The sequence below is a fragment of the Janibacter melonis genome (assembly GCF_020567375.1).
Taxonomy (GTDB): Bacteria; Actinomycetota; Actinomycetes; order Actinomycetales; family Dermatophilaceae; genus Marihabitans; species Marihabitans melonis.
Genome location: NZ_JAJBZM010000003.1, coordinates 417,245 through 437,973, shown reverse-complemented (window position 1 = coordinate 437,973; position 20,729 = coordinate 417,245). Strand labels below are relative to the sequence as shown.

The following is a 20,729-nucleotide window of genomic DNA, read 5'->3' as shown; positions in this document are numbered from 1 at the left end:
GATGCGTCCAGCGACCTCGTCACTGGCGACCCTGAGCCGCCTCGTGCGCCCCACGCACGCCTCCGCGTGCGTGGGGTGGTCCGCGCACGCGGAGGGGGTCGACCGTCTCCTCGCCTCCTTCGCAGCGGTCCCCGCCGAGCAGCAGGTGCGGCTGGCCAAGAGCACCTCGAACCTCTTCCGCGAGCGCTCGCGCGCACGCGGGCCCGGCCTGGACACGAGCGGTCTCACCGGGGTCGTCGAGGTCGACCCGGCGACCCGCACCGCCGAGGTCCAGGGGATGTGCACCTACGAGACGCTCGTCGACGCGACCCTCGCGCACGGGCTCCTGCCGCTCGTCGTCCCGCAGCTGAAGACGATCACCCTCGGCGGTGCCGTCACCGGCCTCGGCATCGAGTCGACCTCCTTCCGTCACGGCCTGCCGCACGAGTCGGTGCTGTCGATGGACGTGCTCACCGGCACGGGCGAGGTCGTCACCGCCTCGCCCGACGGGACCGCCGACGAGCAGGCCCTGTGGCGCGGCCTACCCAACTCCTACGGCAGCCTCGGCTACGCGGTGCGGCTGCGCATCGAGCTCGAGGAGGTGCCCCCCTTCGTCGCCCTGCGCTCGCTGCGCCTGGACGACCTCGACGCCGTGCAGGACACCCTCGCCCGGGTGGCCGAGACCGGCGCGCACGACGGCGAGCGGGTGGACGCGGTCGACGCCGTCGTCTTCGCCGCGGACGAGTGCTACGTCGTCCTCGCCCGGTGGAGCGACGAGCCGGGGCCGACGAGCGACTACACGGGTCGGCACGTCTACTACCGCTCGCTCCAGCACCCGAGCGGCACGACCCACGACCGCCTCACGATCCGTGACTACGTGTGGCGCTGGGACACCGACTGGTTCTGGTGCTCGCGCGCCTTCGGCGCCCAGGACCCACGCGTGCGGCGGCTGTGGCCGAGACGATGGCTGCGCAGCAGCGTCTACTGGCGTCTCGTGGCCCTCGACCGCCGGTTCGCGGTCGCCGACCGGCTGGAGCGCCGTGCCGGCCGCCCGCCCCGCGAGCGCGTGGTCCAGGACGTCGAGGTCGAGGTCGGTCGCACCGCGGACTTCCTGCGGTGGTTCCTCGCCGAGGTGCCGGTCGAGCCGGTGTGGCTGTGCCCGCTGCGGCTGCTCGAGAGCTCCGACGCCCCCGGCGCCGACCGCCCGTGGCCGCTCTACCCCCTTCGTCCCGGGCGCACCTACGTCAACATCGGCTTCTGGTCGACGGTGCCCGCCACCCCCGGGGACCCCAGCGCCTGCAACCGCGCCGTCGAGCAGGCCGTGGGGCGCATGGGCGGGCACAAGTCCCTCTACTCGGAGGCCTTCTACGACGAGGCGACCTTCGCCGCCCTCTACGGCGGTGATCACGCGCACCGCCTCAAGACCCGCTTCGACCCCGGGTCCCGCTTCCCGACCCTCTACGACAAGGCGGTCCGACGACGATGACGACGCAGACGACGACCCGCGACCGGATGAGCGTCGCCGAGATCCTCCAGGCCTTCTTGCCCGTCGACGCGCCGCTGCGGGTGTGCGCCTACGACGGCTCGGTCTTCGGCTCCGCGGACGCCCGCCTCGAGATCGAGGTCCTCTCCCCGCGCGCGGTGCAGCACGTCGTCACCGCGCCGGGCGACCTCGGGCTGGCCCGGGCCTACCTCTCCGGCGAGCTGCGGCTCGGGGGCGTGCACCCCGGAGCCCCGCACGACCTCTTCGCCGTCCTCGAGCACCTGCGCAAGGAGGTCGCCCGCCGGCCCGACGCCCGCACCCTGGCCCGGGTGGCCCGCTCGCTCGGGCCGTCCGCCGTGCGACGCCCACCGGTCCCGGACCTCGAGGCACCGCCCGGCTGGCAGCGGGCCCTGCACGGGCTGCGCCGGCACACCCGGGCCCGCGACCTCGAGGTCGTCTCCTCCCACTACGACGTGTCGAACCGCTTCTACGAGCTCGTCCTCGGGCCGTCGATGACGTACACGTGCGCCGTCTACCCCGACGAGGGGGCGACCCTCGAGCAGTCGCAGGAGCACAAGTACCGCCTCGTGCACGACAAGCTCGCGCTCGCCCCGGGCGACCGGCTCCTCGACCTCGGCTGCGGGTGGGGCGGCATGGTGCGCCATGCCGCCCGTCGTGGGGTGCGCGCGCTCGGCGTCACCCTCAGCGCCGAGCAGGCCGCGTGGGCGCAGCGCGAGATCGAGCGCGAGGGTCTGGGCGATCTCGCCGAGGTGCGCCTGCAGGACTACCGCGACGTGCCCGAGCGGGACTTCGACGCCGTGAGCTCGATCGGGATGACCGAGCACATCGGGCGCGACCACTACGGCGAGTACTTCGGCGAGGTCCGCGAGCTGCTGCGCCCCGGCGGGCTCTTCCTCAACCACTGCATCACCCGGCCGGTCACCGTGGGGCCGGCCCGCGCCGGCCGCTTCATCGACCGCTACGTCTTCCCCGACGGCGAGCTGAGCGCCGGGGGCACGGTCCTCGCGGCGATCCAGGACGCCGGCCTCGAGGTGCACCACGCCGAGAACCTGCGCCAGCACTACGCACGCACCCTCGCGGGCTGGTGCGCGAACCTCGTCGAGCACTGGGAGGAGTGCGTCGCCGAGGTCGGCGAGCCGAAGGCCCGGCTGTGGGGCCTGTACATGGGCGCCTGCCAGTACGGCTTCGAGACCGATGTCACCGAGCTCTTCCACGTCCTCGCCCAGCGGCCGCTGGCACCGCGTCGGCCCGCACCGGTCCCCCTTCGCCCGTGGTGGGGCGGCTAGCCCGGCCCCCCCGCGACGAAGGACCCGACCACCTGGTCGGGTCCTTCGCCGTCGAGCCGTCGCTCAGGCGTCCTTGCCGAAGGTCGTCGGGTCCGGGCCGATGCGCCCGTCCGCGCGGTCGAGGCCCTCGATGGCCTTGAGGTCGTCGTCGTCGAGGGTCACCTCGGTCGCCGCGAAGTTCTCCGCGATGCGCGAAGGGGTGACCGACTTGGGGATGACGACGTGGTCGAGCGCGAGGTGCCAGGCGATGACGACCTGCGCCGGGGTCGCGTCGTGCTTGCGGGCGAGGTCGAGGATCACCTCGTCCTGGAGCAGCTCGCCGCCCTGGCCGAGCGGGCTCCACGCCTGCGTGACGACCGCGTGCGAGCGGTGGAAGTCGCGCAGCTCGCGCTGCTGGAAGTACGGGTGCAGCTCGACCTGGTTGATCGCCGGCATGATGCCGGTGAGGTCGCTGGCGCGCTGGAGGTGCTCGGGCTCGAAGTTGCACACGCCGACGGCCCGGGTCAGTCCCTCCTCGCGGACCGCGAGCAGCGAGCGCCACGCCTGCGCGTAGCGGTCGGCCGCCGGGACGGGCCAGTGCATGAGGTAGAGGTCGACCTGTGCGAGGCCGAGGCGCTCGAGCGAGCCGCGCAGCGCGGTGCGCACGGTGTCGACGTCGCCCTGGTCGTCGTTCCAGAGCTTCGTCGTGACGAAGATGTCCTCGCGCGGGTACGGCGCGTGCTCGAGCGCGCGGCCCACGCCGGCCTCGTTGCCGTAGATCCGCGCGGTGTCGATGTGCCGGTAGCCGGCACCGAGCGCAGCCGCGACCGGCGCCTCGACCTGGTCGTCGTCGACCTGGAAGACGCCGAAGCCGAGCTGGGGGATGTCGACGCCGCCGGAGGAGGGGTCGAGGTGCACGTTCTTCACATCAGCCATGTCCTCGACCCTAGGCGCTGCAGCCCCGGCCCGGCCCCCTCGCGCGGGCCGTTGTCCAGGTCATAGTCACCTCACGACCGGCGCCCGCACGACCCCGCTACAGTCCCCCTCATGGCCATCAGCAAAGTCCTCATCGCCAACCGTGGCGAGATCGCAGTCCGTATCGCCCGCGCGTGCAAGGACCACGGCATCGGCTCGGTCGCCGTCTACGCAGACCCCGACCGCGAGTCGCTGCACGTCACGGTGGCCGATGAGGCCTACGCCCTCGGCGGCACGACGCCCGGCGACTCCTACCTGCTGCAGGACAAGCTGATCGAGGTCGCCCGGCAGGCCGGCGCGGACGCGGTCCACCCCGGCTACGGCTTCCTCGCCGAGAACGCCGAGTTCGCCCAGGCCGTCATCGACGCCGGACTGACCTGGATCGGCCCCTCCCCCGAGGCCATCGACGCGCTCGGCGACAAGGCCAAGGCCAAGCACATCGCCGTCAAGGCGCAGGCGCCTCTCGCGCCCGGCACGAAGGACCCGGTCAAGGACGCCGACGAGGTCGTCGCGCTCGCCCAGGAGTTCGGGCTGCCGGTCGCCATCAAGGCGGTCTACGGCGGTGGCGGGCGCGGCCTCAAGGTCGCCCGCACCCTCGAGGAGATCCCCGAGCTCTACGAGTCCGCGGTGCGCGAGGCGGTCACCGCCTTCGGCCGCGGCGAGTGCCTCGTCGAGAAGTTCCTCGACCGCCCGCGCCACGTCGAGACCCAGTGCCTGGCCGACCAGCACGGCAACGTCGTCGTCGTCTCGACCCGCGACTGCTCGCTGCAGCGCCGCAACCAGAAGCTCGTCGAGGAGGCGCCCGCGCCCTTCCTCACCGACGAGCAGAACGCCGAGCTCGTCCGCGCCTCGAAGGCCATCCTGCGCGAGGCCGGCTACGTCGGCGCCGGGACCTGCGAGTACCTCGTCGCCCAGGACGGCACGATCAGCTTCCTCGAGGTCAACACCCGCCTCCAGGTCGAGCACCCGGTGACCGAGGAGGTCACCGGCATAGACCTCGTGCGCGAGCAGTTCCGCATCGCCGACGGCGAGGAGCTCGGCTTCGACGACCCCGCCCCGCGCGCCCACTCCTTCGAGTTCCGGATCAACGGCGAGGACGCCGGCCGCGGCTTCATCCCCGCCCCGGGCACCGTCTCGGCGATGACGATCCCGCAGGGCCCGGGCGTGCGCTGGGACGCCGGCATCGTCGCCGGCGACACCGTCGCCGGCGCCTTCGACTCGATGATCGCCAAGCTCGTCGTCACCGGCAGCACCCGTGAGCAGGCCCTCGCGCGCTCCCGCCGTGCGCTCGACGAGCTGCAGGTCGAGGGCATGCCGACCGTCCTGCCCTTCCACCGCAAGGTCGTCTCCGACCCCGCCTTCGCCCCCGCGGACCCGCAGGAGGCCTTCTCCGTGCACACGCGCTGGATCGAGGAGGAGATGGTCAACGACATCGCCCCCTACGGCGGAGAGGTCGCCGAGGGCGAGGAGACCGGTGAGCGCCAGCGCGTCACCGTCGAGGTCGGCGGCAAGCGCCTCGAGGTCGTCCTGCCCGCCGGGCTCGCGCTCGGCGGCGGTGGCGGTGCCACCGCCAAGAAGAAGGCCCCCCGCCGCAGCGGCGGCAAGAGCGGCGGCGCCGCCGCCTCCGGCGACTCCCTCACCGCACCCATGCAGGGCACGATCGTCAAGGTCGCCGTCGAGGAGGGGCAGAGCGTCGCCGAGGGCGAGCTCGTCCTCGTGCTCGAGGCGATGAAGATGGAGCAGCCGATCACCGCGCACAAGGCCGGCACCATCACCGGCCTCGCCGCCGAGGTCGGGGCCACCGTGAGCAACGGCGCCGTCCTCGCCGAGATCAAGGATGCCGACGGCGCCTGACCCTCCGCGCGGACGACGAAGGGGGGCGGTCACCGGATCGGTGACCGCCCCCCTTCGTCGTGCGGTGGTGCGACGGGCGCTCGCGCGCCGCCCGCTCAGCCGCGCAGCTCCTCGCCACCGGGCGGGGTGCCGTCGGTCTGCGTCTGGGGGTCGAACTCAGGCTGGGTGCCCGGCAGCGGGTCGGGGTCGCTCTGCGGCGGCGGCCCCGGGGTCGGCGTGCCGCCCGGCTGGGGCTCGGGGGTGACACCGGGCAGCGGGCTCGGCTCGCCGCCCGGGGTCTCGCCGGGCACCGCGGGGGCGTTCGGGTCGCCGGGCTGGGCATCGCCCTGCGCGGGCGGGACGGGGTTGGGTGCGGGGATCTGCTGGTCGCTCATCCGGGCCTCCTCATCGGTCCCGGCGGACGCTCCGCCGGGCCGCTCCCGACGCTACGCCGCGATCAGGCCTCGGTGGGGTGCAGGCGCCGGGCCGCCTCGGCGAGCGTGCCGCTCAGCGAGGGGTAGACGGTGAAGGTGGCGGCGACCTGGTCGACGCTCAGCCTGTTCTGGACCGCGAGGGAGAGCGGGAAGATCAGCTCCGAGGCGCGCGGGGCGACGACGACGCCCCCGAGCACGGTGCCCGCGCCGCGCATCGAGAACATCTTGACGAAGCCCTCCGAGATGCCGAGCATCTTCGCCCGCGGGTTGCGCGCGAGCGGCATCGTCACGGCCTCGACCTCCTCGCTGGCCTCGGCCTGCGCCGCGGTCATGCCGACCGTGGCGATCTCGGGGTCGGTGAAGACGTTGGCGCTCACGGCGCCGAGACGAAGGGGCGCCACCGCGTCGCCGAGCGCGTGGGACATGGCGATCCGGCCCTGCATGGCCGCGACGGAGGCGAGTGCGAAGACGCCGGTGCAGTCGCCGGCGGCGTAGACGCCGCGCACCGACGTGCGCGAGACGCGGTCGACGGCGACGTGCCCGGACTCGCTGAGCTCGACCCCGGCCTCCTCGAGCCCGAGGCCCGAGGTCTGCGGCACGGCACCGACGGCGATGAGCACGTGGCTGCCCTCGACCTCGCGGCCGTCGGTGAGGGTGACGACGACGCCGTCCCCGCGGCGCTCGGCGGAGGCCATCCGCGACCGGTTGAGCACAGTCATCCCGCGCCTGCGGAAGACGTCCTCGATGACGGCCGCGGCGTCCTGGTCCTCCCCGGGCAGGACGAGGTCGCGCGAGGAGACGAGGGTGACGCGGGCGCCCAGGCCGAGGAAGCCCTGCGCGAGCTCGGCACCGGTGACGCCCGAGCCGACGACGACGAGGTGCTCGGGCAGCTCGGTGAGCCCGTAGATCTGCTGCCACGTGAGGATGCGCTCGCCGTCGGGCTGCGCCGTGGGCAGCACGCGCGGGGTGGCACCGGTCGAGACGAGCACGACGTCGGCCTCGAGCCGCTCGTCCCCCTCGTCGGTCGTCGCGACGACGACACCGGGCGACTCGAGACGGCCCGTGCCGGAGACGACCCGCACCCCGACCTCGTCGAGACGGGCCGAGATGTCGCTGGACTGGTGGGCGGCGAGGTCGAGCACGCGGCGGTTGACCTCGCCCAGGGCGGCGACCGTGTCGGTGACGGCGTCGCCCTCGCCGTCCTCGAGGTGGACGCCGAGGTCAGCCGCGGTCTCGAAGGCCGACATGTAGTCGGCGGTGGCGATGAGGGTCTTGCTCGGCACGCAGTCGGTGAGCACCGCCGCGCCGCCGATGCCGTCGCGGTCGACGATGGTCACCCGCGCACCGAGGTGCGCGGCGACGAGGGCCGCCTCGTACCCGCCGGGGCCGCCGCCGATGATCACCACAGAGCTGTCGCGCGTCGTCACGGCCCCCATCCAACCACCCCGGCCGGGGCGCGGCGGTGGCCGCTCAGCCCGCGATAGCCTGCCCCCCGTGCATGACGACCCCGCCGCCCTCGACCTCGACGACCCCGCGACCGACCCGGTGGACGTGGCCCGTGCCGCAGCAGCGGTGATCGCGGAGCGCACCGGGGCGCCGCGTCACGACGTCGCCCTCGTCCTCGGCTCGGGGTGGGGCCAGGCCGGCGACCTCGTCGGCGAGACCCTCGCGAGCATCGAGCAGGACGAGGTGCCGGGCTTCGCCCGGGCCAGCGTCGCGGGGCACTCGGGCGTCATGCGCTCGGTCGCCATCGGCGAGACGGGGCGTCGCGCCCTCGTCTACGGCACCCGCACGCACTACTACGAGGGTCGCGGCGTCCGGGCCGTCGTGCACGCGATCCGCACCGCGGCCGCCGCCGGGTGCTCGACCGTCGTGCTCACCAACGGCTGCGGCGGGCTGCGCCCCGAGTGGGGCCCGGGCACCCCGGTCCTCATCAGCGACCACATCAACCTCACGGCGACCTCGCCGATCGAGGGCGCGACCTTCGTCGACCTCACCGACCTGTACTCGAGCCGGCTGCGCGCCGTGGCTCGCGAGGTCGACCCGGGTCTGGACGAAGGGGTCTACGTCCAGTTCCGCGGTCCGCACTACGAGACCCCGGCCGAGGTGCGGATGGCCGGCACCCTGGGCGGCGACCTCGTCGGCATGTCGACCTCGCTCGAGGCGATCGCCGCCCGCCAGGCCGGTCTCGAGGTCCTCGGCATCTCACTCGTCACCAACCACGCCGCCGGCGTGAGCGACCAGCCGCTCTCGCACGACGAGGTCGTCGCCGCCGGGCAGGCCGCCGCGCAGCGCTGCGGCCGGCTGCTCGCCGACATCGTCGGCCGGATCTGACCGGGCCCGCCATGAGCTACACCGGGCGACACTCCGACGCCGCGTCCGCGGACTCCGACCTGCTCGACGCGGCCCGCGACTGGGCCGCCGACGACCCCGACCCCCAGACCCGCGCCGAGCTGCTCGACGTCGTCGACGTCGCCGCGGCCGGCGGCCCCGGCGCGGAGGCTGCCCTGGCCGACCTCGCCGACCGCTTCAGCGGGATGCTCGAGTTCGGCACCGCCGGGCTGCGCGGCGCCATCGGCGCAGGGCCCAGCCGGATGAACCGCTCGGTCGTCATCCGTGCGGCCGCCGGCCTCACCGCGACGATCGCCGCCGACCAGGCGGCCCGCGCGGGCGCCGAGGAGGGGGGCTCCCCCTTCGCCCCGGCGGACGTGCCCGTCGTCGTCATCGGCTACGACGCCCGCCACGGCTCCGACGTCTTCGCGCGCGACACGGCCGCCGTCGTCACCGCCGCCGGCGGGCGCGCGATGGTGCTGCCGCGCACCCTGCCCACGCCCGTGCTCGCCTTCGCGACGCCGTGGACCGGGGCCGACGCCGGCGTCATGGTCACCGCGAGCCACAACCCGCCGCAGGACAACGGCTACAAGGTCTACCTCCACGACGGCAGCCAGATCGTGCCCCCCGTCGACGCCGAGATCGCCGGGCACATCGCCGCGATCCGCCGCACCGCCGACGTGCCGCTCGCGGAGGACGGGTGGGTGACCCTCGACGAGGGGGTCGTCGACGCCTACCTCGACGCGATCACCTCGCTCGTGCCCGCCGGCTCGCCGCGCGACGTGCGCATCGTCCACACCGCGCTGCACGGCGTGGGCACGGAGACGGTCACCGCGGCGCTCGACCGGGCCGGCTTCCCCGAGCCGGTCCTCGTCGCCGAGCAGGCCGAGCCCGACCCCGACTTCCCCACCGTCGCCTTCCCCAACCCCGAGGAGGACGGCGCGCTCGACCTCGCGCTCGCCGCTGCCCGGGGTGCCGACGCCGACGTGCTCATCGCCAACGACCCCGACGCCGACCGGTGCGCGGTGGCCGTGCCGAGCCCCGACGTCGAGGGCGGCTGGCGGCTGCTGCGCGGCGACGAGCTCGGCGCGCTGCTCGGCAGCCACCTCATCATGCGCGGGGTGCCGCAGGGGCACGCCTTCGCGTGCTCGATCGTCAGCTCCCGCCTGCTCGCCGCGATGTGCGCAGGGGTGGGCGTGCGCCACGAGGAGACGCTCACCGGCTTCAAGTGGATCAGCAAGGTCGACCGGCTCGCCTACGGATACGAGGAGGCCCTCGGCTACTGCGTCGCACCGCAGTGGGTCAAGGACAAGGACGGCGTGAGCGCCGCGCTGCTCGTCGCCGAGCACGTCGCGATCCTCAAGTCGCACGGGCGCACCCTGCTCGACGTCCTCGACGACCTGCACCGGGAGTACGGCGTGCACGCGACCGACAGCTTCTCCGTGCGGGTCGAGCGGGTCGAGCAGGTCGCCCCGATCATGCAGCGGCTGCGCTCGGCACCCCCGACCGTGGTCGCGGGGGTCGAGGTGACCCGGTGCGACGACCTCGCGACCGGCGTCGACGGCCTCCCCCCGACGGACGCGCTGCGCTGGTACCTCGCCGACGGCTCGCGGGTCATCGTGCGCCCGTCGGGCACCGAGCCCAAGCTCAAGGTCTACCTCGAGGCGGTCGAGCAGGTTGGGGGCGACGACCTCGTCGGCGCGCGGTCGGTCGCGGACGAGCGGCTCGCCGCCCTGCGCGCGGACCTCACCGCTCTCACGGCGCTGTGACGGGCCGGGCCCACCACCCACCGCGCCGCTACGACGAGCCCGTGCGGCGCGGCCGCGTCGTCGTGCTCGCCGGCCCCTCGGGCAGCGGCAAGTCGCGCCTGGCCGACCGGCTCGCCGAGCGCTTCGGCTGGCCCGTCGTCCGGCTCGACGACTTCTACCTGCCCGAGGACCACCCGGACCTGCCCCGCAGCGCCGAGCTCGGCATCGCCGACTGGGACGACCCGCGGTCGTGGGACGGCGAGGCCGCGGCGGAGTGCATCGACCGGCTGCTGCGCGAGGGCTACGCCGAGGCGCCGGTCTACGACATCTCGACCTCGTCGGTCGTCGGGCGTCACGAGCTGCGCAGCCGCCCGGGCGACCTCGTGGTCACCGAGGGGATCTTCGCCGCCGAGATCATCCCCGAGCTGCGCGCCCGCGGCCTGCTCCACTCGGCGTGGTGCGTGCGGCACCGACGACTCGTGACCTTCGCGCTGCGGCTCGTGCGCGATCTCGCCGAGCGGCGCAAGCCGCCGCTCACGCTCGTGCGTCGCGGGCTCGTGCTGCTGCGCGAGGAGCCGGCGGTCGTCGCCGGGCACGTCGCCGCCGGCGCCCGGGCGGCCAGCCCCCGCACCGTCGAGCGGCTCCTCGTGTCGACCGCGCAGCGGTCGCGCTGAGCCTGCCCGCGCGCGCCGTACCCTGGTGCGCATGAAGGCCTACTCCCCCGGCGACACCCTCACCGTCCAGGACGTCGCCGATCTCGTCGACCACGCCCTGCTCAAGCCCGAGCTGACGCCGCAGGAGGTCTCCGCGGCCGTCTCCGAGCTCGCCGCCCAGCGCATCTGGAGCGTCTGCGTGCGCCCGAGCGACGTCGCGCTCGCCGCGCGGACGATCGCCGCCGTCGAGGGCTCCCCCACGCGGGTGTGCACGGTCATCGGCTTCCCCCACGGCACGACGACCACGGCGACGAAGGTCGCCGAGTCGCAGCAGGCCCTCGCCGACGGCGCCACCGAGCTCGACATGGTCCTCAACATCGGCCGCCTGCGCGGCGGGGACGTCCAGGCCGTGCGCGACGACATCGCCGCGGTCGTCGAGGTGGGCCATGCCGCCGGCGTGCTCGTCAAGGTGATCTTCGAGACCGCGCTGCTCGACGAGCGGGCGAAGATCGACGCCTGCCGCGCGAGCGCCGATGCCGGCGCGGACTTCACGAAGACCTCGACCGGCTTCGCCGGCGGAGGGGCGACCCTCGCCGACGTGCGCCTCATGCGCGAGCACACCCCCGAGGGCATGGAGGTCAAGGCGTCCGGGGGTGTCCGCGACATCCCGACCCTGCTCGCGATGCTCGCCGAGGGCGTCACCCGGATCGGCACGTCGAGCACGCAGACCTTGCTCGCCGAGGCCGAGCGCTACGCCGCCTCCGGCGACCTCGTCGTGCCCCACCCGGGCCAGGACTGCGCCGTCCCCGCCGTCACCGGGTACTGACCGTCGCTGGTCGAGGTGCGAGCGCCCGCCAGGGCGTGAGCCTCGAGACCGTCGACCGAGCGACCACGGTCACCGCGCTCCCCTCGAGGCGCGGTGACCGTGCCCGCGCTCAGCGACGGGCGGCGCGGATGGCGTCGCGGGCGCGGTCCACGAGCGCGACGGCGGGACCGAGCGCGAGGTTGGCCGTCGCCGACTCCACCCCGGCGTGCGGGTGGGTGGGCGCGGCCAGCTCGGCCGCCTGCACGAGCGTGAGCATGCCCCGGCGCTCGCTCTCGGAGCAGTACTGGCGCACCCGGTTGAACTCGTAGCGCTGCTCGGCGAGCGCGTGGGTGATCACCGCGGTGCGCAGCAGCGCGAAGAGCGGGTCGAAGCGCGGGTCGTCGACATCCATCCCGTCGAGCTCCCCGAGCACCTGCTTCGCGGCGTTCTCCTCGTCGAGGCGGTCCTCGACGACCCCGTGCTCACCGGCGATCCGGCGAGCGACCGGGTGGAGCACCTCCTCCTCGACGGTCTCGTGCACGGAGAGCATCCGCACCACCGTCTCGAAGGCGTCGCGCTTGGCCTCTCCGGTGCTCGTCATCACCTCGTGCATGAGGTCACGGACCTGCATGTGCTGCGCGACGAGCCGGTCGACGACGTCGGGCTTCGGCATGACCCCGAAGGGCATGGCGACGTGCCCGTCGGCGTGCTGCTGGGGCGACATCACAGACCGCCGAGGCGCTCGGCCCGCTGCGCGGCGTCCTGCGGGTACGGACCGGCCTGCGTCGACCGGTAGTCCTCGCCGCCGAACATCTCGCGGTGCCGCTCGACGACGAGGTCGGAGGCGGGCGTCGTGCCGCTGTGCAGCGTCTCCTGCATCTTCACGAAGCGCTCGTGCTGGTCTCCGACGTACCCCGTGCCGAGCGTCGTGAGATCCATCTGCGTGTCGAGCAGGTGGCGCAGGTACTCCTTGTTCGGCTCGAAGGTCAGCACGTCCGGCAGCTCCGTCGGCAGCAGCGCCTCGGGGTCGCGGTCCTCGTGGGTGCGCACGAGGTCGCACGCGGCGTGCAGCTGGCCGATCTCCATCTGCAGGTGCAGCTCCCAGATCGCCTTGATCTTCGGGTCGACCTCCTGCTCGAAGAACGAGTGGTAGAGGTAGCACTCGTTGTACTCGTGCAGGAGCAGCTGCTCGAACCAGCTGAGGCTGCCGTCCCCGAGCGACTCGTAGTGCGTGACGTGCTCCTCCTCGACCATCCCGATCTCCTGGTAGAGCTGGCGGGCGATCGGCTCCATGTACTGCGGGCCGACGTTGGCGTAGAAGTTCAGCGTCTGCTGCTCGGCCGAGAGGATCGTCAGCTGGTGCAGCTTCGACAACGCGGCGGCGGTCTGGCCGTCCATGTTCTCGCGGACGTTGTCGAAGGGGTGACGGTGGTGCGCCCGCGTCGGCCGCCCCGGCATGACCTCGGTGAGCTCGTCGACGAGCTTCTCGGCCTTGCGGTGCTCGATCATCTCGTAGAGGTTCGCGTACCGGTAGAGGTGGTCGAAGTCCTCGAGGACGCCGAACTCGTAGGCCTGGCGCAGGTACGCGTCGGGCTCGTTGCGCGCGACCCACGACGTGAGGTCGGTCGCGACCTGCTCGTAGGCGATCGTCGTCTCGAGCACCGAGGACCACCCCGGCAGCAGCCAGTTGACGACCTTCTGCTGCTGGTGGTCGACGTAGCGCGACAGGGCGAGCTGGCGCTGCAGCTCCTTGTCGTTCGTGTGCCGGGTCATCTGGTGGCTGAAGCTCAGGGCCTCGACCTCGATGCCGTTCATGACGATGACGCGGCAGCGCGTGTACGGGTGGACGGTGTCGGGGTCGAAGGGCTCGACGTTGAGCTCTTGCCAGCTGCGGATCGAGTCCTCGGGCGTGATGCCCTTCTCGGCCAACGGGTTGAACGCCATGGTCTCTCCAGTGACTTCGGGGGCCCCGACCGTGCGATCGGGTTCCTTCGTCACCGTAGGAGCGGGCAGCCGGGCCGGGCCGCCCCGAGCTGGGCGCCCTTAGGGGTGGAATCCCTCGGCGGCGCGGGCGTAGGCCGGCTTGATCGTGCCCTCGATGAGCTCGAGACGCTCGTCGAAGGGGAGGAAGGCGGACTTCATCGCGTTGGTCGTCACCCAGCGCAGGTCGTCCAGGCCCCAGCCGGCCTGCTCGACGAGCGCGGTCATCTCCTTGGTCATCGACGTGTCCGACATGAGCCGGTTGTCGGTGTTGAGGGTGACGCGGTAGCGCAGGCGGGCGAGCGCGGTGATCGGGTGGGCGGCGATGCTCGGCGCGGCCCCCGTCTGCACGTTGCTGTGGGGGCACATCTCGAGCGGCACACGGGTGTCGCGCACGTACGCGGCGAGCCGGCCGAGACGCAACGAGGAGGGGTCCTCGACGGCAGCGCGGTTGGCCGCCTCCGGGTCGTCGGTGACCGTCCCGTCGCCGAGCGCGATGTCGTCGACGACGCGCACGCCGTGACCCAGACGGTCCGCGCCGCAGACCTGCAGCGCCTCCCAGATCGAGGGCAGCCCGAAGGCCTCGCCCGCGTGGATCGTGAAGTGGGCGTTGTGGGCCTTGAGGTGCTCGAAGGCGGCGAGGTGGCGGCTCGGCGGGAAGCCGGCCTCTGCACCGGCGATGTCGAAGCCGGCCACGCCCTCGTCGCGGTAGCGCACGGCGAGCTCGGCGATCTCCAGCGAGCGGGCGGCGTGGCGCATCGCGGTGAGCAGCGAGCGGACGACGACCGGCCGCCCGGCGGCGGCGGCCTCGATCTCACCGGCGCGCAGCCCGGCGTTGACGGCCTCGACGACCTCCTCGAGGGTCAGCCCGCGCTCGAGGTGCTGCTCGGGGGCGTAGCGGGACTCGGCGTAGACGACGCCGTCGGCGGCCAGGTCGAGCACGCACTCCTTGGCGACCCGGAAGAGGTGCTCCCGGGTCTGCATGACGGCGACGGTGTGCTCGAAGGTCTCGAGGTAGCGCACGAGCGAGCCGGAGTCGGCGCTCGCGCGGAACCACTCGGCCAGACCCTCGACGGTGCCGTCGGTGACCGGCAGCTCGTGGCCGATCTCCGCGGCCAGCTCGAGGACGGTGGCGGGGCGCACGCCCCCGTCGAGGTGGTCGTGCAGGAGCACCTTGGGCAGCCCGTGGATGACCTCACGGGTCAGCGACGCGCTCACGCCTCGTCCTCGCGGTGCACCGAGCCCGGGCCGAAGGCCGGGGTGCAGATGGCGACGTACTCGGCGCCCTCGGGACCCACGGAGTAGCGCACGCGGCGTCCGGCCGGCGTGCGGACCGACTGCCCGGCGTGCACCTCCACCCGGCCGCCGTCGTGCTCGACGACGACGGTCCCGGCGACGACGAGGGTGACCTCGTCGAAGTCCGGCGTCTGCGCGGGCTCCTCCCAGCCCGCCGGCGCCTTCATGTGGGCGACGGACATGCCCTCGTCCCCGGTGGTGACCCGGCCGACGTGCTCGGCGATGACCTTGCCGCCGGGCACGTCGATGACGGCCGGGTGCGTCGTGACGACGACCTCGCTCATCGGGTCACCCCGTCCGCGTCGACGCGGTCGAGGACGACGGACCCGCTCGACGCCGCGGTGTCACCGACCCGCCAGGCACCCGCGAGGGCCTCCTGGGCACGCGCGAAGCGCTCGGGGGTGTCGGTGTGCAGGGTGAGCAGCGGCTGCCCCGCACGCACCTGGTCACCGGGCCGGGCGTGCAGCTCGACGCCGGCGCCGGCCTGCACCGGGTCCTCCTTGCGTGCGCGACCGGCACCGAGGCGCCAGGCGGCCACGCCGACGGCCAGCGCGTCGAGCGACTCGAGGACGCCGTCGCGGTCGGCGACGACCTGCTCGGTCTCGCGGGCCCGCGGCAGCTCGGCCTGCGGGTCGCCGCCCTGGGCGGAGATCATCGCGCGCCACACGTCCATGGCGCGTCCGTCGGAGAGCGCACCACGGACCTCGGCCTCGTCCTGCGGGCGCCCCGCCCCGGCGAGCATCTCGACGGCGAGGGCGACGGTGAGGTCGACGACGTCGGCGGGACCGCCGCCGGCGAGCACCTCGACGGACTCTCGTACCTCGAGCGCGTTGCCGGCCGTGAGGCCGAGCGGGGTCGACATGTCGGTGAGCAGCGCGACGGTGCGCACCCCGGCGTCCGTGCCGAGCGCGACCATGGTCTCGGCGAGCTCGCGGGCGTCCCCTTCGGTCTTCATGAAGGCGCCGCTGCCGACCTTGACGTCGAGGACGAGCGCCCCGGTGCCCTCGGCGATCTTCTTGCTCATGATCGAGCTGGCGATGAGCGGGATCGCCTCGACGGTGCCGGTGACGTCACGCAGCGCGTAGAGCTTCTTGTCCGCGGGGGCCAGCCCGGACCCGGCCGCGCAGATCACCGCGCCGACCTCCTCGAGCTGACGCATCATCGCCTCGTTGGTGAGGTCGGCGCGCCAGCCGGGGATCGACTCGAGCTTGTCGAGCGTGCCCCCGGTGTGGCCCAGGCCGCGCCCGGAGAGCTGGGGCACGGCGACGCCGAAGACGGCGACGAGCGGGGCGAGCGGGAGGGTGATCTTGTCGCCGACTCCCCCGGTCGAGTGCTTGTCGGCCGTCGGGCGGGAGAGCCCGGCGAAGTCCATCCGCTCGCCCGAGGCGATCATCGCGCCGGTCCAGCGGCTGATCTCGCGGCGGTCCATGCCGTTGAGCAGGATCGCCATCGCGAGGGCGCTCATCTGCTCGTCGGCGACGACCCCGCGTGTGTAGGCGTCGACGACCCAGTCGATCTGCGCGTCGCTGAGCTCGGCGCGGTCCCGCTTGGCCCGGATGACGTCGACGACGTCGTGCTGCTCGGTCATGGCTCTCCCTTCGCGTCCCGGCCCGTGCGGGCGGTGCGCTGGTCCTCGGCACCCCGCGGGCGCCCTGTCGTGCGATGCAGGTGTGGTCAGGTCGCGCGCTGCGCGGCGGCCTCGAGGTCGGCGACGCCGAAGGCCTGCGGCAGCACCTGGGCCATCGTCAGGTCGCCCTCGGGGGTGCGCAGGACGCACTGCTCGCCGCCGTGCTCCCACAGCAGCTGCCGGCAGCGGCCGCAGGGCATGAGCGTGGACTCGTCGCCGCCGACGCACCACACGGCGACCAGCCGGCCGCCGCCGCCGCGCACGAGGTCGCCGACCATGCCGCACTCGGCGCACAGGCCGACGCCGTAGGACGCGTTCTCGACGTTGCACCCGGAGACGACGCGCCCGTCGTCGACGAGCCCGGCGACGCCGACGGCGAAGCCGCTGTACGGCGCGTAGGCACGACGCATCGCGGCGACGGCCTCCTCGTGCAGGCGCCCCCAGTCGACCTCGAGGGCCACTAGTGCCCCTCGCCGCGGCGGTAGATCATGCCGTCCGCCTTGGGCATCCGCAGCCGCTGGCTGGCGAAGGCGAGGACGAGCAGCGTCGTGAGGTGCGGGGCGAAGGGGGTGATGTCGGACGGCACCGAGTCGGTGACGAACCACAGCACGAAGACGACGACGGCGACGACGACCGCGATGCCGCCCTGGATCATCCGGCCGTTGCGCAGGACCTGCCACAGGCCGATGGCGAGCAGCAGCATCGTGATGAGGAGCAGCAGCCCGTGCAGGGCGGTGCCGCCGCCGCGCAGCTGCAGCGCGTCCATGAAGCCGAAGAGACCTGAGCCGGCGAGCAGGCCGCCGGGCCGCCAGTTGCCGAAGATCATCGCGGCGAGACCGATGTAGCCACGCCCGTCGACCTGCGACTCGCGGTAGATGTTCGTCGCGACCATCGACAGGAAGCCACCGCCGAGACCGGCGAGGGCGCCGGAGATGACGACGGCGACGTACTTGTGGAGGTAGACGTTGACGCCGAGCGTCTCCGCGGCCACCGGCGACTCACCACAGCTGCGCACGCGCAGGCCGAAGGGGGTGCGCCACAGCACGTAGAAGGTGATGACGAAGAGGGCCAGGCCGATGACCGTGAGGACCGACAGACCGGTCGTCAGCGCCTTGAGGATCGCCGCGACCTCGGAGACGAAGAACCACCCCTTCGTCTCGACCGCCGACAACGCGTCGCCGGCGCCCGGGATGCCGATCTTCGGCAGCTGTGGCAGGGGCGGGGACTGGACGTCGCTGCCGCCCTCGAGCTCGCCGAAGAAGCGGGCGGCCAGATAGCTGGCGGCGCCGACGGAGACGATGTTGAGGGCGACACCGGAGACGATGTGGTCGACGCCGAAGGTCACCGTCGCCAGGGCGTGGATGAGGCCCCCGACCGCGCCGCACAGGGCGGCGCCGACGATGCCCATCCACGGGCCGCCGTGGAGGGAGCCGAAGGCCCCGCCCCACGTGCCGAGGACCATCATCCCCTCGAGACCGATGTTGACGACGCCGGCCCGCTCGGACCACAGGCCGCCGAGACCGGCGAAGGCGATGGGCATGGCGAGCGCCAGCGCGGCGCTCAGGGTGCCCGAGGAGGCGATGTCGTTGCGGCCGGTGACGACGCGCACGACGGACAGGGCGAGGACGAGGGCGAGGGCCATCGCGCCCCAGGCCCACAGGGGCAGACGGCGCTTCGGGGTCGCCTCCGGGACGACCTCGGTGCCGACGCTGAGGTCGCTGCTCACGCTGCGGCTCCTTCGGGGACGGAGGATGCGTCGAGGTCGCGCGCCACCTGGCGCTGCTCCATCCGCCGCTCGACGCGGTGGACGACCTCGTAGGCGATGACGACGGCCAGGAGGATCGAGCCCTGGATGATGTAGACGAGGGCCGGCGAGACCTGGGCCTCGAGCTGCAGGCCGTCGGAGGCCTTCTCGAGCCAGGACCACAGCAGCGCGGCGAAGGCGATGCCGACCGGGTGGTTGCGCCCGAGGAGCGCGACGCCGATGCCGACGAAGCCGACGCCGTCCTGGAAGCTGCTGCCGTAGGCGTGGTCGGCGCCGAAGAAGGCCGGCATCCCGACGAGACCGGCGACGGCACCGGACAGGACGATGGAGATGAGGACCATCCGCTTGACCTTGACGCCCGAGGCGACGGCCGCCGACTCGGACTGCCCCGTCGCCCGCAGGTCGAAGCCGAAGCGGGTCTTGTTGATGACGAACCAGTACAGGACGCCGACGACCACGGCGAGGGCGACGAGGGTGTAGACCGTGTTCGCCGCGCCGGGCACGAGGGCGAAGCCGTCGAGCTGGTTGGACTCGGGGATCGGCGTCGTCGAGCGGGCGTTGCTGCCCTCGGCGCGCTGGCCCCAGCTGCGCAGCCCCCAGCCGACGAGACCGGCGGAGATCGTGTTGAGCATGATCGTCGAGATGACCTCGGACACCCCGCGGGTGATCTTGAGCCAGCCGGCGATGCCCGCCCAGATGCCACCGGTCACCATCGCGACGAGCATCGCCACGATGATGTTGAGCCAGCTCGGGAGCCACCCGTAGCCGGCGAAGATCGCGGCGGCGAAGGAGGCGATCCGGTACTGCCCGTCGACGCCGATGTTGAAGAGGTTCATCTTGAAGCCGATGGCGACGGCGACCGCGGCGATGTAGTACGTCGTCGCGCTGTTGATGATGTTGACCGTCGTGCGCGGACGCGGCTCCTTGAGCAGCGTCGACCACACCTGGCCGACGGGGTCGCCCACGGCGAGCAGCACGAGGCTGGTGATGACGAAGGCGACGACGACGGCGAGCGCCGGTGCGGCCAGGGTGAGCGCCAGACGACGCGGGTTGAGACTCATCGGGGCTCCTCGCCGGCTCCGGTCATGGCGCTGCCGAGCTCCTGGCTGGTGACGGTGTCGGGGTCGAAGGTGCCGGTCATGCGGCCGCGCAGGATGACCTGGATCGTGTCGGAGAGCCCGATGAGCTCCTCGAGGTCGGCGCTGATGAGGAGCACGGCGAGCCCTTCGCGACGGGCAGCGCGGATCTGGTCCCAGATCGCGGCCTGCGCGCCGACGTCGACGCCGCGGGTCGGGTGCGAGGCGACGAGCACCCGCGGGCTGTGACTCATCTCGCGGCCGATGATGAGCTTCTGCTGGTTGCCGCCGGACAGCGAGCCGGAGGTGACGGTGATGCTCGGGGTGCGCACGTCGTACTCGCGCACGATCCGTTCGGTGTCCTTCTTCGCCGCGCGGGCGTCGACGAGACCGCCGCGGACGTTCGGTCGCTCGGTCTGGTGGCCGAGGACGCGGTTCTCCCACAGCGGGGAGTCGAGGAGCAGGCCGTGGCGGTGGCGGTCCTCGGGGACGTAGCCGACGCCGGCCTCGCGGATGCGGCGCACGTCCCAGTCCGAGATGTCCTCGCCACCGAGGTGCACCTGGCCCGAGGTGGGCTCGCGCATGCCCATGATGACCTCGACGAGCTCGGCCTGGCCGTTGCCCTCGACCCCGGCGATCCCGAGGACCTCGCCGGCGTGGATCTCGAGGTCGACGTCGTCGAGCAGGGCCCGACCGGTGCCCGGGGCGCCGGCCAGGCTCACACCGCGGCAGGACAGGACCACCTCGTCGGTGACCGTGGACTCCTCGGTCGCGGGGGTCGGCAGCTCGGAGCCGACCATCATCTCGGCGAGCTCGCGCGAGGTGATCGAGCTCGGGTCGTCGACGGAGCCGACGGTGGTGCCGCGCCGGATGACGGTGATCGCGTCGGCGACCGAGAGCACCTCGTCGAGCTTGTGGGAGATGAAGATGACGGCCAGGCCCTCGTTCTTCAGCTCGCGCAGGTTGTCGAAGAGCTCGTCGACCTCCTGGGGCACGAGGACGGCCGTCGGCTCGTCGAGGATGATCGTGCGCGCCCCGCGGTAGAGGACCTTGAGGATCTCGACGCGCTGGCGCGAGCCGACGCCGAGGTCCTCGACGAGGGCGTCGGGGTCGACGCCGAGGCCGTACTCGTCGCTGATCCGCCGGATCTCCGCTCGCGCCCGGCCGCCGATGCCGTGGAGCTTCTCCGCCCCGAGCACGACGTTCTCGAGCACGGTGAGGTTGTCGGCGAGCATGAAGTGCTGGAAGACCATGCCGATGCCGTGCTTGATGGCGTCGCTCGGCGAGCGCAGGTCGACGACCTGGCCGTCGACCTCGATGGTCCCCTCGTCGGGACGCTGCACGCCGTAGAGGATCTTCATGAGCGTGGACTTGCCCGCGCCGTTCTCGCCGACGACGGCGTGGACGGTGCCCCGCCGCACCGAGAAGGCGATGTCCTTGTTGGCCACCACGCCCGGG

The 20,729-nt window shown here is 73.1% G+C and carries 18 protein-coding genes and 1 pseudogene; 7 read left to right on the top strand and 12 right to left on the bottom strand.

What is annotated here, in order from left to right; all coding sequences use genetic code 11:
- Window position 1 precedes the first annotated feature (1 nt).
- Window positions 2–1,465 (top strand): FAD-binding oxidoreductase, encoded by a 1,464-nt coding sequence (locus tag LIV55_RS14210; RefSeq protein WP_229300696.1) that lies wholly within the window; start codon window positions 2–4, stop codon window positions 1,463–1,465.
- Complete coding sequence (locus tag LIV55_RS14205; RefSeq protein ID WP_229300695.1) at window positions 1,462–2,769, top strand: SAM-dependent methyltransferase; 1,308 nt, start codon at window positions 1,462–1,464, stop codon at window positions 2,767–2,769. The genes LIV55_RS14210 and LIV55_RS14205 overlap by 4 nt, the downstream gene beginning before the upstream one ends.
- 63 nt (window positions 2,770–2,832) lie before the next feature.
- Here LIV55_RS14205 and LIV55_RS14200 read toward each other — a convergent pair whose 3' ends face one another.
- A complete protein-coding gene (locus tag LIV55_RS14200) occupies window positions 2,833–3,684 on the bottom strand; it encodes an aldo/keto reductase (protein ID WP_229300694.1) in 852 nt (283 codons plus the stop codon).
- A gap of 111 nt (window positions 3,685–3,795) precedes the next feature.
- Here LIV55_RS14200 and LIV55_RS14195 point away from each other — a divergent pair, with 111 nt between their 5' ends.
- On the top strand, window positions 3,796–5,577 hold the full coding sequence (locus LIV55_RS14195; protein WP_123091155.1) for an acetyl/propionyl/methylcrotonyl-CoA carboxylase subunit alpha: 1,782 nt from the start codon (window positions 3,796–3,798) through the stop codon (window positions 5,575–5,577).
- Window positions 5,578–5,672: 95 nt separating this feature from the next.
- Here the strand turns inward: LIV55_RS14195 and LIV55_RS14190 are convergent, their stop codons facing one another.
- Together LIV55_RS14190 and LIV55_RS14185 are read right to left on the bottom strand one after the other, a co-directional pair.
- Window positions 5,673–5,951, bottom strand: a complete 279-nt coding sequence (locus LIV55_RS14190; protein ID WP_123091156.1) for a hypothetical protein — start codon at window positions 5,949–5,951, stop codon at window positions 5,673–5,675.
- A gap of 62 nt (window positions 5,952–6,013) precedes the next feature.
- A pseudogene (locus tag LIV55_RS14185) lies at window positions 6,014–7,477 on the bottom strand (NAD(P)H-quinone dehydrogenase); the annotation flags it as partial.
- A gap of 7 nt (window positions 7,478–7,484) precedes the next feature.
- On the opposite strand from LIV55_RS14185, the gene LIV55_RS14180 reads away from it, so the two are divergent.
- The 4 genes from LIV55_RS14180 to deoC are packed head-to-tail and all read left to right on the top strand — an operon-like array spanning window position 7,485 to window position 11,548.
- Window positions 7,485–8,324, top strand: a complete 840-nt coding sequence (locus tag LIV55_RS14180; protein WP_229300693.1) for a purine-nucleoside phosphorylase — start codon at window positions 7,485–7,487, stop codon at window positions 8,322–8,324.
- Window positions 8,325–8,335: 11 nt separating this feature from the next.
- On the top strand, window positions 8,336–10,090 hold the full coding sequence (locus LIV55_RS14175) for a phospho-sugar mutase (RefSeq protein WP_229300692.1): 1,755 nt from the start codon (window positions 8,336–8,338) through the stop codon (window positions 10,088–10,090).
- 41 nt (window positions 10,091–10,131) lie between these two features.
- Complete coding sequence (locus LIV55_RS14170; RefSeq protein WP_224766920.1) at window positions 10,132–10,743, top strand: uridine kinase family protein; 612 nt, start codon at window positions 10,132–10,134, stop codon at window positions 10,741–10,743.
- A 31-nt stretch (window positions 10,744–10,774) separates the two neighbouring features.
- Window positions 10,775–11,548, top strand: a complete 774-nt coding sequence (gene deoC / locus LIV55_RS14165; RefSeq protein WP_068273399.1) for a deoxyribose-phosphate aldolase — start codon at window positions 10,775–10,777, stop codon at window positions 11,546–11,548.
- Window positions 11,549–11,657: 109 nt separating this feature from the next.
- On the opposite strand, the gene LIV55_RS14160 is transcribed toward deoC, so the two are convergent.
- The 9 genes from LIV55_RS14160 to LIV55_RS14120 all read right to left on the bottom strand — a co-directional run bounded on the left by LIV55_RS14160 (window position 11,658) and on the right by LIV55_RS14120 (window position 20,719).
- Window positions 11,658–12,251 (bottom strand): hemerythrin domain-containing protein, encoded by a 594-nt coding sequence (locus tag LIV55_RS14160; protein WP_229300691.1) that lies wholly within the window; start codon window positions 12,249–12,251, stop codon window positions 11,658–11,660.
- Complete coding sequence (locus LIV55_RS14155) at window positions 12,251–13,471, bottom strand: hypothetical protein (RefSeq protein ID WP_229300690.1); 1,221 nt, start codon at window positions 13,469–13,471, stop codon at window positions 12,251–12,253. Before LIV55_RS14155 ends, LIV55_RS14160 begins: the two co-directional genes overlap by 1 nt.
- Window positions 13,472–13,570: 99 nt before the next feature.
- Window positions 13,571–14,725 (bottom strand): adenosine deaminase, encoded by a 1,155-nt coding sequence (locus LIV55_RS14150; protein WP_229300689.1) that lies wholly within the window; start codon window positions 14,723–14,725, stop codon window positions 13,571–13,573.
- The gene (locus LIV55_RS14145) at window positions 14,722–15,087 is read right to left on the bottom strand and encodes a cupin domain-containing protein (RefSeq protein ID WP_229300688.1); all 366 of its coding nucleotides are present in this window, start codon (window positions 15,085–15,087) and stop codon (window positions 14,722–14,724) included. Before LIV55_RS14145 ends, LIV55_RS14150 begins: the two co-directional genes overlap by 4 nt.
- Complete coding sequence (locus LIV55_RS14140) at window positions 15,084–16,391, bottom strand: thymidine phosphorylase (RefSeq protein ID WP_229300687.1); 1,308 nt, start codon at window positions 16,389–16,391, stop codon at window positions 15,084–15,086. Before LIV55_RS14140 ends, LIV55_RS14145 begins: the two co-directional genes overlap by 4 nt.
- An 86-nt stretch (window positions 16,392–16,477) precedes the next feature.
- Window positions 16,478–16,891 carry a cytidine deaminase gene (locus tag LIV55_RS14135; RefSeq protein WP_308012919.1) on the bottom strand — a complete coding sequence of 138 codons (414 nt, stop codon included), beginning with the start codon at window positions 16,889–16,891 and terminating at the stop codon, window positions 16,478–16,480.
- Window positions 16,891–18,156, bottom strand: coding sequence for an ABC transporter permease (locus LIV55_RS14130; RefSeq protein WP_224766918.1), 1,266 nt, complete (start codon window positions 18,154–18,156; stop codon window positions 16,891–16,893). Before LIV55_RS14130 ends, LIV55_RS14135 begins: the two co-directional genes overlap by 1 nt.
- A complete protein-coding gene (locus LIV55_RS14125; protein WP_229300686.1) occupies window positions 18,153–19,256 on the bottom strand; it encodes an ABC transporter permease in 1,104 nt (367 codons plus the stop codon). Before LIV55_RS14125 ends, LIV55_RS14130 begins: the two co-directional genes overlap by 4 nt.
- Complete coding sequence (locus LIV55_RS14120) at window positions 19,253–20,719, bottom strand: ABC transporter ATP-binding protein (RefSeq protein WP_372430382.1); 1,467 nt, start codon at window positions 20,717–20,719, stop codon at window positions 19,253–19,255. The genes LIV55_RS14125 and LIV55_RS14120 overlap by 4 nt, the downstream gene beginning before the upstream one ends.
- Between the last annotated feature and the right edge of the window lie 10 nt (window positions 20,720–20,729).

Bases quoted from the DNA above. Each gene is read 5' to 3' on its own strand.
- LIV55_RS14210 (WP_229300696.1), top strand. From the start codon at position 2: ATGCGTCCAGCGACCTCGTCACTGGCGACCCTGAGCCGCCTCGTGCGC.
- LIV55_RS14205 (WP_229300695.1), top strand. From the start codon at position 1,462: ATGACGACGCAGACGACGACCCGCGACCGGATGAGCGTCGCCGAGATC.
- LIV55_RS14200 (WP_229300694.1), bottom strand. From the start codon at position 3,684: ATGGCTGATGTGAAGAACGTGCACCTCGACCCCTCCTCCGGCGGCGTC.
- LIV55_RS14195 (WP_123091155.1), top strand. From the start codon at position 3,796: ATGGCCATCAGCAAAGTCCTCATCGCCAACCGTGGCGAGATCGCAGTC.
- LIV55_RS14190 (WP_123091156.1), bottom strand. From the start codon at position 5,951: ATGAGCGACCAGCAGATCCCCGCACCCAACCCCGTCCCGCCCGCGCAG.
- LIV55_RS14175 (WP_229300692.1), top strand. From the start codon at position 8,336: ATGAGCTACACCGGGCGACACTCCGACGCCGCGTCCGCGGACTCCGAC.
- deoC (WP_068273399.1), top strand. From the start codon at position 10,775: ATGAAGGCCTACTCCCCCGGCGACACCCTCACCGTCCAGGACGTCGCC.
- LIV55_RS14160 (WP_229300691.1), bottom strand. From the start codon at position 12,251: ATGTCGCCCCAGCAGCACGCCGACGGGCACGTCGCCATGCCCTTCGGG.
- LIV55_RS14155 (WP_229300690.1), bottom strand. From the start codon at position 13,471: ATGGCGTTCAACCCGTTGGCCGAGAAGGGCATCACGCCCGAGGACTCG.
- LIV55_RS14145 (WP_229300688.1), bottom strand. From the start codon at position 15,087: ATGAGCGAGGTCGTCGTCACGACGCACCCGGCCGTCATCGACGTGCCC.
- LIV55_RS14140 (WP_229300687.1), bottom strand. From the start codon at position 16,391: ATGACCGAGCAGCACGACGTCGTCGACGTCATCCGGGCCAAGCGGGAC.
- LIV55_RS14125 (WP_229300686.1), bottom strand. From the start codon at position 19,256: ATGAGTCTCAACCCGCGTCGTCTGGCGCTCACCCTGGCCGCACCGGCG.